Raw genomic sequence first — 16,456 nt, 5'->3', positions numbered from 1 at the left:
GTAATTCGCAGCAAAAACATTCTGGAATCTTTTTTGGCCACGAATGGCACGAATTTCCACTAATCTATACTTTGTGTTGATTGATAAATTCCAACCGCGCTAATTCGTGTTAATTCGCGTAATTCGCAGCAAAAACATTCTGGAATCTTTCTTTGGCCAAGAATGGCACGAATTTCCACTAATCTGTGCTTTGTGTTGATTGATAAATTCCAACCGCGCTAATTCGTGTTAATTCGCTTAATTCGCAGCAAAAACATTCTGGAATCTTTTTTTGGCCACGAATGGCACGAATTTCCACTAATCTGTGCTTTGTGTTGATTGATAAATTTCAACAGTTGAAATTCGTGTTAATTTGTGTAATTCGTGGCTAAAAAAATTCGTAGCGGAAAAAAAACTTTAAAAAGGATATCCTATCGCAATATTCAGAATCAGATTTTCTTTTCTCCAGGGGCCGCTTCCGAAGTTGATATCGTCAATCACCCATCGCTGCCCTTCAGGAAGGTACGGAACTCGTAACGGAAAAGCCAAATCGGTTCTCAACACCAGGAAAGACAGATCAAAACGCAATCCCGCTCCTGCTCCCACCGCAAGCTGTTTCATGAAATCTTTAGTGATTTCTGCACCCGGACGGTTTGGATCATTATGCAAAAGCCAGATATTACCGGCATCTACAAATATCGCTCCTCTTACAATACTAAAAAGTTTTGCGCGGTATTCGGTATTAAATTCCAGTTTTAAATCGGCAGACTGATCCGGCACATAATCATTTGCAGTGACTTCTGCCTTATAGCTTCCCGGGCCCAGCGATCTTGCCCTGAAAGCACGAATACTATTGGTTCCTCCAACTACAAATTGTTTGGATGTCGGAAGTGCATTGGAGTTTCCGTATGCATATCCAACACCGAGAATCACCCTGCTGGCCAATTCGCTTTCTTTTCCTAATTTTAAGTAATGCCTTAAATCCGTTTTTACTTTCACATATTGACTAAACGGAACATCAAATATATTTTTTACATTATCTTTTTTGATGTTGGCGCCTGTAACCAGTCCGGTAATATTTCCGGCCAAATCTAATTCCCCATTAAAATAAAACGTATTTTTTTTACGCTTTTGCATCGTATTGGTGTAAGTAAACGAATAGGTAGGCCCAAAAATCAATTGTTTTTCGATTACTTTTCCCAATGCCTGATCTTCTGCAATATCGGCCAGATATTCATCGGTTACATGATTGGGACTTACATAGGTCACATCAATAACATTCAACTGATGCTCTTTGCGAATGTTTTCTTTCCACAGATATCCGAATGATGTATTAAACGAATTCAACGCATACAATTGCGTTCTGTTCTGATATTCATAGCGAAGGGTAGCTTTGGTCCTTGGCACGAATTCGCTGTTTCCCTGAATATGAAAGGGTGTAATAAACCTTGGCCACGTAAGGCTGGTTTCTGCACCGAGTTTAAAAATATTCTTCCCGCTGTTCTTTCCTGAAAGCTGAAAATCAGCGCCTCCAAAAACAGATACGGTAAACAATTCAGCACCGCGAAAGAAGTTTCTGTTGTTCCAGTTGACATTAATTTCGGTTCCGGTATAACTCGCTGAATTGGTTTTTCCCAAAACCTCAACACGAATAAATTTCTTAGGCAAAAGCGTCAGGTAATAATACGAATCTAAAGTCTTTGGTATACTGTCTGATTCCCTAAATTCGTTTTTAACGAAATTAAAAGTTCCGAGATTTACAAAACGGTTTAGAGTCAGATTGTGGTCTTTCCTGTTATACAAATCTCCTTTTTTAAAATAAATCGTCCTGTCAAAAACCCTTGGTTTAAAAGTATCTGCGGTATCTATAATCGTAAAATCATTGTATTGTTTGATATCTCTTTTGCGATAAACGACACTGTCATTGGACAAGGAATAATTCGGATAAACAAATATATTACCAATCTTATACGCTGTCAGTGCTTTTGCCGGTGCTTCGTCTTTGATGACCAGCCTGATTTTAACTTCATGATCGCCTTTGCTGCTGTCTACTTTGGCCAGAATATAATCGGGATTAAAATAGTAATATCCTTTTTCTTTCAGTCGTGCATCGATTCGTTCTCTTTCGGCTTTAATAAGATCCAGATCATAGGGTTTGCCAACTTTCAGCAGACTTCTTCTGGCTGATCTGGCAATAATTTTGGACATTTTCAGCGAATCATCTGGAAAAGTAACACTTTTGATAATGTATTGTTTTTTAGGAGTCACGGTATATTCGGCTGTCACCCTTTTGTTTCTTACGGTAGAATCAGCACTTACCCTGGTTTTGAAATAACCACGATTTTCGGTGAAATTTCGCAAAACGGATGCATTATAATCCAGATCGACCTTACTGAAAAGTACCGGCGGTTCCCCTACCGTATTTCGCAGCCAGTATCGGATTCCTTTCTGTTTTTTAGGTTCTCCTGCAATATTGTAGATCCAGAGTTTAGGTTTTAACCCAAAGATCTGTTTATTTGGTTTGGGACGAAGTAAGCCTTCCAGTTCTTTCTCGAGTGCTTTTCTATCTTTCTTTTTTATCATGGAATCTTTTACGGTCACAGAACCTCCTGTATACAGCAATTCACCTTCCGGCAGGTATTTCGTATTACTGCATCCAAAAACAAAAAATAAGGACAGCACTATAAAATACCGGATATAACGTGTTTCTATATGGCTATGTTTTTTGCTCATTTCCTTCTATTTGATTTTCCGGTTGATTTTCCTTTTTTTCTTTTTCTTCTTTCTCTTTCTGTTTTCTTTTTTCTTTGCGGACTTTTTCTTCTTTAATCAATTGTCTTTCGGCTTCTGTACGGTGAAAAAGTTCACGGAATTTATTGTAACTCATCGTGATAATAAAAGCTACTCCTGTTTCTACTACCTGCCCTTCAACGGCCACCTGATATTGATTTTTTCGATATGCCCGAACCATATAACGACCGTCTTTTGTAAGCTGATAATCTAAAGCTACATCACCCGCAATATTGGTACTTTCTTCGTTGGCGCGCTCCTGGCCTTCTACCCCAAAACTGCTTCCTACGGTCACTTTCAATCGGTCGTCGAGTAATTTTTTAGAAACCGCAACATTCAGATCGGTTCTGTTTTCCATCGTTCCGGTCGTATAATCCTCTGTCGATTCCAGGTCAAATTCTAACTGAACGCCTTTAATCAGTTCTCCCGCAAGATCATTTAACTGCTGGGATAAAATTTTGCTCACACTTTGTCTGGCCAGTGTTGCTGCACTTGTCCCCCCACTTTCGCTTTCAAACGGATTTTCACCCACAAACCGATTCAGTAATAAAAGCGCAAAGACCTGTTTGTTTAATTCGTTCGGATCTTGCTCCAGCTGTTTTAGTTTGGTCTGGGTAAGTTCTACCACATTCGATGCCACATCATAACTGCCGTCCGGCAAAGTAATTCCAAATGAAATTTCAGGTTTCAGCAATTCGCCATTCATCTTTAATAACGTCTGAAAGGGAAGTTTCTGTTTAAAGGTATTTTTTACCGCCGGATCCATCCCTGACAATTGGTTTCCAAGCAAATCAATCGGAGCGGTGTTCACTTTATAAATGGCCGTAATGTTTAACGTCGCCATTGTTGGTTCTCCGTTCCATACGATTGAACTTCCTTTCTGGATATCAAATTTTCTTCGGATGGCATTGAAATTCATTTCGTAAGCTCCATCCGTAAATTCATATTTACCTGTTAGTGTAGTTTTTCCCGATTTGTCAATACCGCCAACGAGCTGCGCTTCTCCTTTCAGATTTAAATAATCCCCATTTCCTTTATCAATGACCAAAGTAAGTTCTGCTTCTTTATCGATTGTAATGGCCACGTTGACATCCATGCCTTTTAACTCGGCCTGATCGAGTTTATTTTTCATGTCAATCGTTTGTTTCAGATACATATTATCTTCATCGACAAACTCAACAATCCCTTCTCTGTCTGCAATGGAAGGATCTGACTGTGGCAAAACAACGCTGAATTTCGTTTCTTTATTTATTTTGATTGTTCCGTCAATAACCGGACTTTCAAGGTTTCCTTTGATGTTTAATTTTGTATCTAAAAATAAATCGCCGTAAAACAAATCATTATCTGCAGCTTTCGAATGAATCGCCCTGAAATCTTCTGCCTGCACTACTAATGCAAAATTAAAATTTTTGAAATCTGGCGACTGGATCGTTCCGTCGACGAATAATTCATTGTCATTTTCATCCAGAAGCGAGAATTTATCAAATGAAATGGTTTCGTTATTGAAAGTGATTTTCTCGTTATTGGTTTTGAAATAAGAATTCAGCTGTGTGATTCTGAAACCGGTATCATTAAAGTTTAATTCACCGGCAATTTTCGGCGCCGATGTATTTCCTGTAATTTTGAAATTCCCCGATAAAAATCCGGTTCCTTCAGTAACATTACCCATTGTGAAACCCTGAATACTTTTGATATTCAATTTATTAATCGCAACATTGAAATCTAAATTGCCACCGTTGATTTTGTAATTTCCGGTAAGGTTTACATCGTTTCCTTCGCCGCTCAACACTACATTGGCCGCTAATGTATTGGCTGTTTTATTATCTACTTTTATGGCAATATCTCCAACGGGTTCCGCTTTGAAAGCAAAATCATCTATTTTTATATCAGAAGTAAAAATAGGCGATGTCATTACGTTTTCGACCACTGCATTTCCATTGATTAACCCCTGCATAAGCAGTTTGTCTTTTTTGACAATATTCAGAATGGTTTCAATTTTGAAATTTACGAAGTCAACTTCAATCGGTGCATTATCCTGATTGTTTTTAGACTGTATTTTAAGTTCGTTTCCGGAATTCGCGAGGAAAAACTTATTGATATAAAGCCTTTTATTGCCCAACTCAATAGCATTTTCAGGATCGATACTCCATTTGTCGTAATTCAGTACAAAATTTTCCGGGCTGATTTTCAAAATGTTTTTACCGTCCTGACGAAGAAATTCTCCGGCAATTACATACTGTTCTTTCTCTTTGGTATCTTTTACCTGCAAAGCATAGGTAAGAATATTATTTTCGACTTTACCGGACAAACTTGTAAACGGAACTTTCAATTCACCGCTTTCAATGGTAGCCACGGAAATTTGATATTCCAGCGCGTTTTCTTTGCCTTCAATATTTATTTTTCCGTCGGAGATGGTGTTATTGGCGTACACAATTCGCGGAATCGTTCCTTTTATTTCCAAAGAATCGGTTACATTGTTGTATTTCCCTGTAATTTTAATCGGCTCCAGTCCAGTCAGTTTCGGAACCAGTTTAAATAATATCGGATCATTGTCTACAGTTAGCGTAAAAGCCAGACGCTGTTCGTCTGATTCCCCGTTTACTTTCGGGTTTTTCAGATCCATATACTTGGAAAGTGATTTCTTTATAGCGGCTGTTAAGGTCGTCAGCTTGTACTTTCCGTCTACTTCAGCTTTTAAAAACTGAGAGCTTAGCTTGATATTGTTTCTGGTATTATCTGAAAAAGCAATGACACGAACCGAATCTAAAACGATTGGTTCTGCGGCCTGTAAGATCTGTATATTCGAAAGAAATACTTTCCCGTTCAAAAAATCCGGATTACTGTTAGCGATATCCGCATCAACATTTCCGCGTAATTTCATTGGACCGGCATGCAGGTTCAGTTTTTCGAGATCGGCAATATCCAGGTTTAGTTTTAATTTTACGGATGGATATTTGTCTTTCGTATCACCACTGGCTACAAGATCAAAATTCAGGTTCGGATCTTTCATGCCGGATTTCACGGCAAAAGATCCGTTTTCGATATGGCCTTTCAAAGCCAGATTCCTGTAGGTATATCTGTTGAATACCGCCTTCTGAACAATCCCGTCCAGTTCTGCCTGAGCTGTTTTAGGATCCAGTCCCTTTCCTTTCACTTTTGCTTTCAGCGTGATTTTCCCAATAGAATCGTTTTTGATTAATCGTCCCAAATTAAAATCAAGCAAATAAACCGTTGCGTCGTACTTCTCTCTTTTTTTAACGCGCTGATCAAACAAGGCATCTACTTTTGCATTTCCGAAACTACTGTTTAAAGCTAAATTGGTTTTGAAATTCTGAACGGAACCTTTAAATTTTCCAATTAAATTAAATTGTGAAGGCAACTGAATGTTTTTCGGAATGGTTCCTGCAGGCACAAAAGAATATATGTCTTTAGCAGTGCTGGACAGTTTTTTGATATCCAGATCGTAATAGGCTTTTTGGGCATCCGGCAAGCCTTTGATTTTCCCTGAAAGAGCAACTCTTGTTGTCCCGATTCCGCTCATTTCGAACAAGGGAATATTCAGGTCTTTGATTTTTCCGCTTAAGCGGGTATTCAGGTATAAAATGGCATTTGGATTACTTTTAAACGGATTCGATTTTCTTAAATCCGGAGCGAAAAGCAAAATATCTTTGAAACCCACTTTAGATTGATTTAAATTGGCGTCTAAATTCAGGTTTCCTAAATCTTTTTTTAATGCGGCAAGTGACGCATATTTCAACTTAATTTTATTTTGTAAAAGCGTTTGCGGCGTTCGTACATATAAATTTTCCAGAGAAGCATTTTTTGGCCCGTAAAAGAAATTGGTTTTTAAGGACTGAATTTGCAATCCGCTCTTTTCATTGGCGGCAAGTGCTTTTATATTTCCGGAAATGATATCGTTTCCGTAATATAATTTTTCTGCATTAAGATTGAATTTGCTTAAATCAAGGTGACTGTAATCGATCCCTTTTGGAGTGGGCGCAGATTGCATATCATCAAACCTGAAGGCTATATTCTGAATGTTTACCGTCTTTAGTTTTACTTTCCAGCCAGTTTGTTTTATCGCAGTCGAATCTAAACTCGGTGCTTTAATTTGTTTGTCTTTTGTGCCTAAGCGTAAGTTTCCTTTCAGATCTTTCAATTCGAAAGAATCAAAATCCAAAAGCTGTTTGTTCAGGTCAATTTCATTAACTGTTAAATCTAAATTGCCCAGTTTTATTCCCGAATCCAGTTTTGAATCTTTATTATCGTAAGCAATATCAATTTTTGACAAACTGATTTTGTCTAATTTTAATTTGAAGTCTTTTCTTTTAGAAATGGTGTCAACGGTTTCAACAGAGACTTCTGCAATCTTCTCTACGGCAGCCTGATCTAAACCTAATTTCAATCCGTTTAAGTTAATATTCGGAATATCGAAATCCATTTTGTCCAAATCGAATTTATTGAATTTGGTATCAAAATGCGTCAGTTTTACTTTGACATCATTTTTGGCAAAATCATCTTTAAAATTAAAATTAATATGATCCAGCCTGACATCGACCACTGATATTTTAAAAGGTTTACTATCGGGATCTTTGGGTTTGTCGTCTTTTGATTCGAATGCCTTAATGATATAATCAAAATTAAACACACCGTCTTTATTTCGCGAGATATTAGCATTTACATTTTCAAGTGAAACGGAATTAATTTCGAGTTCACTGCTAACCAGTTTAAACAAATCGACATCGACTTCTAAACGTTTACCAGCCAGCAAGGTATCTTTATTCTGATCTTCAAAGTAAAAACCTTCCAGCACTACATCTTTAGGGAATTTTATAGAAATATGCTCTAATGAAACTTTGGTTTTTATTTTGTTATGAAGGTAGCTTACGGCTTTGTCTTTAACATAATTCTGAACCGACGGTACCTGAATTAAAATAATAAGAAGTAATAAAAGTGCAATAATAGAACCTACGCACCAAAGTAGTATGCGTAGTGTTTTTTTAAGAAAATGAACTGATTTCTTATTCATATGTCAATAAAACACTTTTAGATTAGAATTGCGTTAGTATAAGGCTGTTTTTGTACAGCCTACAAAATTGTAAATTTTAAACTTTAACAATTTACATAATTACGGTCAATTATTCTAAAATTTCACTGCCAAATAGTTAATTTCTTACTTTTTATTTTTCATGAAAGCGCTAAAATACAGCCGTTTTTTCTTTAAAGGCTAATTTTATTTGGTTTTTTAAAATCTGATGTGTGGTAATTTTTCGCCCAGAAGATTCATTTTTTGTTGCAATTTGGCTAAGAATTTCTGATGTTGTTCCGATTCGGGATTGAAACTTCTGTGACGCAGACTTTTTTGTATTTCTTCTACTTCCTGCATTGTCGAAATACTGTTTTCTGAAATATAATTTTCGGAAAATCTTTTCCAGATATAATCAATTGCTACCGGGTTGGGATGCAGCATATCTTCGGCGTAAAAACGATAATCTCGAAGTTCGTCCATCATGATTTCGTAAGAAGGAAAATAGTTATGCGTTATGGGTGGTGCGTTATGCATTTTTAAAACCTGATGAAGTGCCGTAAATAAATGTGATTTACTAAGTTGATTTTCTGTGAAACCATCTTTTATGTGGCGAACCGGTGAAATGGTAAAAATGAAATTGATATCCGGATTCACAGCCTGAATTAAATCGATGGTATTCTGAATGCTTTTCTGAATGTTGTCAACGGATAATAATTCTTTTACAAACTGTTTTTGCGGCACTTTATGGCAATTGGCAACGATGGCATTGCTTTCTATATTTTTGTAAACCCACGATGTTCCGTACGTGATAATGATATGTGTAGCTTGTTTTAACTGCTTGTTGGTTATTTCTATCGCCTTATTCAGTGTTTCGAGTAATTCCTGTCGGTCTGAATTGCTTAAATCGGAATGTGCTTCGAAAGAATGCCAGCGTTCGTTATGAAAGAAAACATCTTTCTCTGTAAATAATTCTTCGCGAACTGTTCTTTCTGTTACTTTTTCAATAGAAACCGGATTGAATAGTATTCCGAACGGATTTGTTTGATTCTGAAACTTAAAATAGTCAAACTTATCGGCCATGTTTTCGGCAAAACAGGAACCCATAGAAATTATTTTCGAATTATAATCGATTGGATTATTGTTTTTTGAAATTGGAATCCCGGTTCTGAATTGCATGATTTTTTACTTTTAAACAAAGTTAAAGATTACTGACGACTCTTTTAATGCCTAATTTAATAATCGGCACATTAAAATTAATTAAAAGGCCTAATTTCATTTTTGTGATTTTAAGGTAGGTTAGAACTTGTTTGCCATGAATCTCACTAATTTGTTCCACTGATTTGATTTCCAAAAGCACTTTATTTTCTACTATCAGGTCTGCTCTAAATCCAATATCCAGTTTTATTCCGCTCCAGTTCACGGGCAATGGCTTTTGTCTTTCAACATGTAATCCTCTTTGAGTTAACTCGTAATTTAAAATAGCTTCATAAACAGATTCCAACAGTCCGGGGCCTAGTTTTACATGTATTCTATAGCAAACATCAACAACTATAGCTGCAATTTCGTTTTCTGTCATTTTATTTTTTTTTACAAAAATACAGAAAAAACTTACTAAATATATGGCTAGCGCAAAAAATAGGCTTAAAAAATCACGCAAAGGCGCAGAGGCGCAAAGTTTTTTAAAATGCTATCCTTAAAATAACTTCTTTACTTTGCGACTTCGCGACTTTGCGTGATTAAACTTTAACCAATAAAAATAAAAATTTCGCTCTTAGAAGCGTGTGGAATTTCACGCAAAGACGCAAAGATTTTTACAAAGCTTTATCTAAAACAGATTTTTTACTTGGCGACTTTGCGCGTTTGCGTGATTAAACTATAACCAATAAAAACAAAAACTTCGCTCTTGGAAGCGTGTGTAATTTCACGACTTCGCGACTTTGCGTGATTAAACTTTAACCAATAAAAATAAAACTTCGCTCTTGGAAGCGTGTGGAATTTCACGCAAAGGCGCAAAGACGCAAAGTTTTTTACAAGCTTATCTAAAGCTGATTTTTTTACTTTGCGACTTCGCGACTTTGCGTGATTAAACTATAACCAATAAAAACAAAAACTTCGCTCTCTCAAGCCTGTGTAATTTCACGCAAAGGCGCAAAGACGCAAAGTTTTTTACAAGCTTTATCTAGAGATAAATTTAATTACTTTGCGGTTTAGCGTGAAATAAAAAACTTCATAAAACAGACCCCTTAAGACTTTCAAATTTCAAAATATAAAATTTAGTTTTTTAATAACTAAAAAGCAACTTTACAGAGCCAAACAATTCACTACTTTTGCATCTTCTATAAATTTAACTTCACTTATGAAATTACTATATTCTTATATAATCAGACACAAACTGCTGTTGCTTTTTGCGTTGATTATGGCTACTATTAACATCTGCTTCAGTTTATCTGATTCCATCATTACCGGTAAATTAATGCAGGATTGTGGGGTTGGACTCGCAAAATACAAAGGAAACGAAATGGGTTTTATCAGGTCTTTAGCCTTCTGGCTGGGACTTTCCCTTGGTGCTGCCATGATTTCGAGAATCACCAAAAATTTCCAGGATTACTTTACCAATATTGTCATTCAGAGAACCGGAGCGCAAATGTATACCGACGGGATCAAAAAATCGCTTGATCTGCCTTACGCTGAATTTGAAGACCAGCGAAGCGGGGAAACACTGAGCAAGCTGACCAAAGTGCGTTCTGATTCCGAAAAATTAATTACACTTTCGATCTCACTAATCTTTCAGACGATTATTGGATTCGTGTTTGTCATTCTTTACGTTTCCCGAATTGATTCCCGTATTTCGATAATCTTTTTAATCACGGCACCGATTATTGCTTTGGTAAGTTCTTATCTGGGTAAAAAAATTAAGATTGTTTCCAAAAAAATTGTAAACCAGACCAATGCTTTGGCGGGTTCAACCACAGAAAGCTTAAGAAACATCGAATTGGTAAAAAGTCTTGGATTAACCTATCAGGAAGAAAAACGTCTGAATCTGAATACCTTTAAAATTCTTCAGCTAGAACTGGAGAAAATACGTTTCATCAGGAGTTTAAGTTTTATTCAGGGAACCACCGTTCACTTTTTAAGAACCTGTGTTGTTTTTACTTTGTATTACTTTTTATTTGGAGGAAAAATTATTGTGGGAGATTTACTGACCATGGTATTTTTCACCTTCTTTATTTTTGGTCCGCTTCAGGAATTAGGGAATTTTATTATAGCGCTTAATGAGACCAAAGTTTCCATGGAGAACTTCAGGGTACTGCTGAATGCTCCGAAAGAATTTCGCCCGAAAAACCCAAAACATGTCGGAGCGATCCAGTCCTTGCTTTTTTCCAATGTAAGTTTCAAGCATAAAACAGCGAAATTTAAAGCGGTAGAAAATATTAATTTCGAAATCAAACAAGGCCAGACCGTTGCTTTCGTTGGCCCATCCGGATCCGGGAAAACTACACTGGTAAAATTACTGGTCGGCTTATATGTTCCCGAAGAAGGTCAGGTTCTTTATAATGAAATTGATTCAACGGAAATTGATTTACTGGATTTAAGAAAACAATTAGGTTTCGTTACTCAGGATGCTCAGTTGTTTTCCGGAACGATTCGGGAGAATTTATTGTTTGTAAAACCAAACGCAACCGATGAAGATTTATATGATGCCCTGAAAAGAGCAAGCTGCGAAAAACTGCTAAAACGTGCCGAAGACGGTTTAAATACTACCATTGGTGAAGGAGGAATTAAAGTTTCCGGCGGTGAAAAACAGCGTTTGTCTATTGCACGTGCTATTTTAAGAAACCCGAATTTATTGATTTTTGATGAGGCCACTTCTGCCCTGGATTCCATAACAGAAGAAGAAATTAATGCAACCATCAGAAACATCTCTGATAAAAACAGAATCACGGTTTTAATCGCACACCGATTGTCTACGGTCATGCATGCCGACAGAATTTTTGTGCTGGAACAGGGGAAAATTATAGAACAAGGGAAACACGAAGATCTAATCGTTGAAAGAGGTTTGTATTACGCGATGTGGCGTCAGCAGATTGGGGAACGAAAATAGATTTTTAAGGTGCTGAGTTACTAAGTTGCTAAGGTACTGAGCTTTTTTAGGCTGAAATACAAAACCCGACAGATTTTTAATCTGTCGGGTTTATTGTTTAAAATAGTAAAGAAATCTCAGCACCTTAGAACCTCAGCGTCTTAGAGTCTTTTTTAATAAGTGTACTCGTAAGTATCGTTTCCGCTTACGGATTTAATCAGGTAGTCAGCAGTATTATACGTGTTTGTATAAGTTGTTGTACCTTCAATAACGTCCCCTGATTTTTCAGTTACTTTAGTCATGTTGTTAACAGAGTTAGCATCTTTGTCAAAAATATCAGAGTCCAGTAAAGCAGTAAATCCTAAAACATCCCTGAAAGGATTATTCTTAGTATCGTATTCTATTATGTTGGTTAAATCGTTAAATTCAGCTTTAACAATATTTCCTCTGGCGTCCAAAGTAAGTACACTGGATGAATCTTGTGTCTCCACTTGAGTCACAGGATTAATTAGAACAGTAACTGTTGAAATTGTACCGTTTGCATTATACGTGTACGTTCTTCTTTTATTTACAGAGTTTGCTGAACCAAGCTGAAAAGAAGACTTTAATTTACCATTCTCATAAGTAAAAGTAGTGGTAAAAACACGCGGCGCACCTTCATAGGTTTCCGTGTAAACTGCTTTTGTAATTAAATTATCCGTATAAGTAAATACTGTTTTCTCACCTGTATTATAAGTCAGGCTTGTTATTTTGTTTCCATCATAAGCATAAGTAACAGTGCTGTTGTCCTGGGCATTAAGCGCGTAGGTGTACTTTTCTGTTTTAGGTAAAAAAACCACATTTTCTTCAGATGTAGTTTTATCATCATCACTTGAACAAGAAGTTAATAGTAGTGCTGCTGCACCAAAAAGGCATAGAATTTTTTTCATTTTTTATTAATTTGATTCTGATTAATTATGGTGCAAATAAAACAAAATCAAAATTAAAAACCTATACGGTTTGTATAATAAAAGCACGAATAATTATCAAAATAATACATTCGGACCTTCGTCATTAAGTGTTTATGAAAAGCAAAATTTTCAGAACTTTTTATTTAAAAAAACTTCTTTGATTCTTTCAGCATTGCAAAAAAATTCAGGCTTTAATTTTTAAAAAGTAAAATTTTTAAGTGAATGGAATATCCCTTAAGGGTTTCATCTCTACTTCAATTGAATGGCTAAATTTTTAGCGAGTTTTTCAAATGCACCAATTACTCTTTCATACTCATTGATTTCTATTGTTTTTTTCTCCATCCCAATCACTTTTTCAAAATGAATTACAAGCAGTTTTTTCGAATTAATGGTATCGATAAACTCAATTTTTGCAGACAATTTAGCAGGTTCTAATGCATAACCCGGATAAATCCAGGTTAAGTTCACCTTCATTAAATAGGGAGAATCAGTAACAATTTTACGTTCTCCTTTTTTAAAGTAATTATTGAAATAATTTATAAATGCCGGATTGTAATATTGATCCCGGTTTGAAAACCAATCCCGCCTGAAAGCTGCAGCTTTTTCGGGATTGGATTTTCTTTTTTCCATTTTTTCTTTTAAAAAATCTTCTTCTGAGTCAAAACCATGAACCTGGATATTTTCATAATCAAACGCCATGGCAAAGGATTTAATATCTTTTAAATTTTCAAATCCTCCTTCATATATTTGATATCTCTGAGCATAACTAAATGATGTAAAAACAATTGAACAAATAATAATTAGTTTAAGTTTTCTATACATATTTTTTTATGCTTTCAATTTAATACCCTGAAAAAGCTTTCAATTACTCTTTTATTTCACAAACTCAATTGCCTTAGCCAAAGCTTCAGCAATTCCGTTAGCATTTTTCCCTTTTCCGGATGCGAAGAAAGGTTGTCCTCCCCCATTTCCTTCAATATATTTTCCTAATTCTTTAATCACAGCATTGGCATTTAAGCTTTTAGTTGCTACTAATTCTTTAGCAATATAACAGTGAATGTTTGGCAGACCATCTTCTACTGAAGCCAGGAACACAAACGAATCTGCTTTTGAACTTCCCAGTGCGGATGCCAGCTCTTTTGTCGAAGCCATGCTTAAATCTACTTGTCTGGCAAGGAAATTTATGCCGTTTATCTCCTGGAAATCTTTCTCCAGTTCGGTTTTTAAAGCGCCAACTTTTTCCTTAAGCAGTTGCTCGATTTGTTTTTTCAGTTTCGCATTATCATCCTGCAAAGAAGCCACTGATTTTAAAATATCCTGTGGATTTTTTAATGTTTCTTTTATTTCAGCTAAAGTATTCTCCTGATTTTTATAGAAGTCTTTTACGGCATCACCTGTAATCGCCTCAATACGACGAATTCCAGCTGCAACTGCACCTTCAGAAATGATTTTGAAATGCCAGATTTCTGCTGTGTTTTTTACGTGAATTCCACCGCAAAGTTCTTTACTGTCGCCAAATTCAATCATACGGACATTATCTCCGTATTTTTCTCCAAATAGAGCCATGGCACCTTTATCTAATGCTTCTTTTATCGGAATATTTCTGTGTTCCACTAATTGCAATTGTGCTTCAATCTGCGCATTTACACTCGCCTCCACCTGACGTAATTCTTCGTCTGAAACTTTAGAAAAATGCGAAAAGTCAAAACGCAAATAGTTTGGATTTACCAGGGATCCTTTTTGCTCTACGTGAGTTCCCAGAAGGTTTCTCAAAGCCAAATGCATTAAATGCGTAGCAGAGTGATTTTTAGAAGTTGAACCTCTTAAGTCGGTATTTACTTTTGCTGTAAAACCAGCTTCAATATTTTCAGGCAATTGTTTTGCAAAATGCAGAATCAGGTTATTTTCTTTTTTAGTATCGATGATTTCGATCGTTTCATTGGCAGAAACCAGTGTTCCTTTATCACCAACCTGACCTCCTCCTTCCGGATAAAATGGCGTATGGTCTAAAACGATTTGGTACAGAATTCCGTCTTTCTTAGAATCCACTTTACGGATTCTGGTAATCTTTACGTCGTTTTCTGTTTTATCATAACCCACAAATGTTTCCACATTTCCAGGAATCAAAACCGACCAGTCTTCTGTTGAAACTTCGGAGGCAGCACGGGAACGTGTTTTTTGTTTTTGTAATTCAACTTCAAATTCCTCTTCATTATAGGAGAAACCTTTTTCTTTTAGAATTAGAGCTGTCAAATCTTTTGGAAAACCAAATGTATCATACAATTCAAAAACCTTAGCACCAGAAACTTCTGAACCGCTAGTTTGTGCAATTACATTATCCAGCAACTGTAAACCCTGATCCAACGTTCTTAAAAAAGAAGCTTCCTCTTCACGAATTACATTGGTAACCAATTGTTGCTGCGATTTGATTTCCGGGAAAAATTCTCCCATCTGATTGGCTAAAACCTCTACCAACTTATTGATGAAAGGTTCTTTTGTATTTAAAAATGTAAATCCGTAACGAATTGCACGACGCAAAATCCTGCGAATTACATAACCGGCTCCCGTATTTGATGGTAATTGTCCGTCTGCAATGGCAAAGGCAACTGCACGAACGTGATCTACAATTACACGAATCGCAATGTTTGTTTTATTCTGTTCTTCTGACTCTTCGACTCCGCTCAGAGTGACATCGTTTGGTGTATATTTTAAACCGGTAATTTGTTCTACTTTTTCGATAAGCGGTGTAAAAACATCGGTATCATAATTAGACGTTTTTCCCTGTAATGCCATACACAAACGCTCAAAGCCCATTCCGGTATCCACGTGTTGTGCCGGAAGTTTCTCTAACGAACCGTCTGCTTTGCGGTTGAATTCCATGAATACATTATTCCAGATCTCCACTACCTGCGGGTGATCATTATTGACAAGGCTCTTTCCTGAAACCTGTGCTTTTTCTTCTTCAGAACGCAAATCAACGTGAATTTCAGAACAAGGTCCGCAAGGTCCCTGATCTCCCATTTCCCAGAAATTATCTTTTTTGTTTCCAAGGATAATACGGTCTTCATCGATTAATGTTTTCCAGATATCCCAGGCCTCCTGATCAAACGGAACATTATCTTCCTTGCTTCCTTCGAAAACAGAAACATACAGATTTTCTTTTGGAATTTTATAAACCTCAGTCAGTAAAGTCCAGGCCCAGTTGATCGCTTCTTTTTTGAAATAATCGCCAAATGACCAGTTACCCAGCATCTCAAACATAGTATGGTGATAGGTATCAAAACCTACATCTTCAAGATCGTTATGTTTTCCTGAAACACGAAGACATTTTTGCGTATCGGCTATTCTTTTACTTTTTGGTGTTCCGTTTCCTAAAAAATATTCTTTAAACTGGGCCATTCCCGAGTTATTGAACATCAGGGTTGGATCGTCCTTAAGAACGATTGGAGCAGATGGAACAATTAAGTGTCCGTTGCTTTTGAAAAAGTCTAAAAATTGTTTACGTACGTCTTGTGATTTCATGTTGTAATTAGAAAATGTGATAATGTGTTAATTTGATAATTAAAAAATGTGTTAATTTGAAAATGCGATAATTAGATAATTTTAAATTAAACTTACAGGTTCAAA

General features: G+C 36.3%; 8 protein-coding genes. 1 reads left to right on the top strand and 7 read right to left on the bottom strand.

Annotated features, from left to right (window positions below):
* Nucleotides 1–396: 396 nt before the first annotated feature.
* The 4 genes from LPB89_RS19870 to LPB89_RS19855 all read right to left on the bottom strand — a co-directional run bounded on the left by LPB89_RS19870 (nt 397) and on the right by LPB89_RS19855 (nt 9,374).
* On the bottom strand, nt 397–2,712 hold the full coding sequence (locus LPB89_RS19870; RefSeq protein ID WP_230703383.1) for a BamA/TamA family outer membrane protein: 2,316 nt from the start codon (nt 2,710–2,712) through the stop codon (nt 397–399).
* Complete coding sequence (locus tag LPB89_RS19865) at nt 2,696–7,798, bottom strand: translocation/assembly module TamB (protein ID WP_230703382.1); 5,103 nt, start codon at nt 7,796–7,798, stop codon at nt 2,696–2,698. Before LPB89_RS19865 ends, LPB89_RS19870 begins: the two co-directional genes overlap by 17 nt.
* A gap of 216 nt (nt 7,799–8,014) precedes the next feature.
* The gene (locus LPB89_RS19860) at nt 8,015–8,974 is read right to left on the bottom strand and encodes a GSCFA domain-containing protein (RefSeq protein WP_230703381.1); all 960 of its coding nucleotides are present in this window, start codon (nt 8,972–8,974) and stop codon (nt 8,015–8,017) included.
* 22 nt (nt 8,975–8,996) lie between these two features.
* Nucleotides 8,997–9,374 (bottom strand): GxxExxY protein, encoded by a 378-nt coding sequence (locus LPB89_RS19855; RefSeq protein ID WP_230703380.1) that lies wholly within the window; start codon nt 9,372–9,374, stop codon nt 8,997–8,999.
* 780 nt (nt 9,375–10,154) lie between these two features.
* On the opposite strand from LPB89_RS19855, the gene LPB89_RS19850 reads away from it, so the two are divergent.
* A complete protein-coding gene (locus LPB89_RS19850; protein ID WP_230703379.1) occupies nt 10,155–11,900 on the top strand; it encodes an ABC transporter ATP-binding protein in 1,746 nt (581 codons plus the stop codon).
* Between the two features lie 152 nt (nt 11,901–12,052).
* Here the strand turns inward: LPB89_RS19850 and LPB89_RS19845 are convergent, their stop codons facing one another.
* The 3 genes from LPB89_RS19845 to alaS all read right to left on the bottom strand — a co-directional run bounded on the left by LPB89_RS19845 (nt 12,053) and on the right by alaS (nt 16,351).
* Entirely contained in the window at nt 12,053–12,808 is a 756-nt protein-coding gene (locus tag LPB89_RS19845) for a hypothetical protein (protein ID WP_230703378.1), read from the bottom strand.
* A gap of 270 nt (nt 12,809–13,078) precedes the next feature.
* Nucleotides 13,079–13,651: a hypothetical protein gene (locus LPB89_RS19840; protein ID WP_230703377.1), complete on the bottom strand. Its 573-nt coding sequence runs from the start codon at nt 13,649–13,651 to the stop codon at nt 13,079–13,081.
* A gap of 51 nt (nt 13,652–13,702) precedes the next feature.
* Complete coding sequence (gene alaS / locus LPB89_RS19835; RefSeq protein WP_230703376.1) at nt 13,703–16,351, bottom strand: alanine--tRNA ligase; 2,649 nt, start codon at nt 16,349–16,351, stop codon at nt 13,703–13,705.
* Nucleotides 16,352–16,456: the final 105 nt, after the last annotated feature.

This window comes from Flavobacterium sp. ENC (assembly GCF_020991415.1).
Lineage (GTDB): Bacteria > Bacteroidota > Bacteroidia > Flavobacteriales > Flavobacteriaceae > Flavobacterium.
The sequence above is the reverse complement of the archived record's forward strand: the minus strand, read 5'-3'. Positions and strand labels throughout refer to the sequence as shown.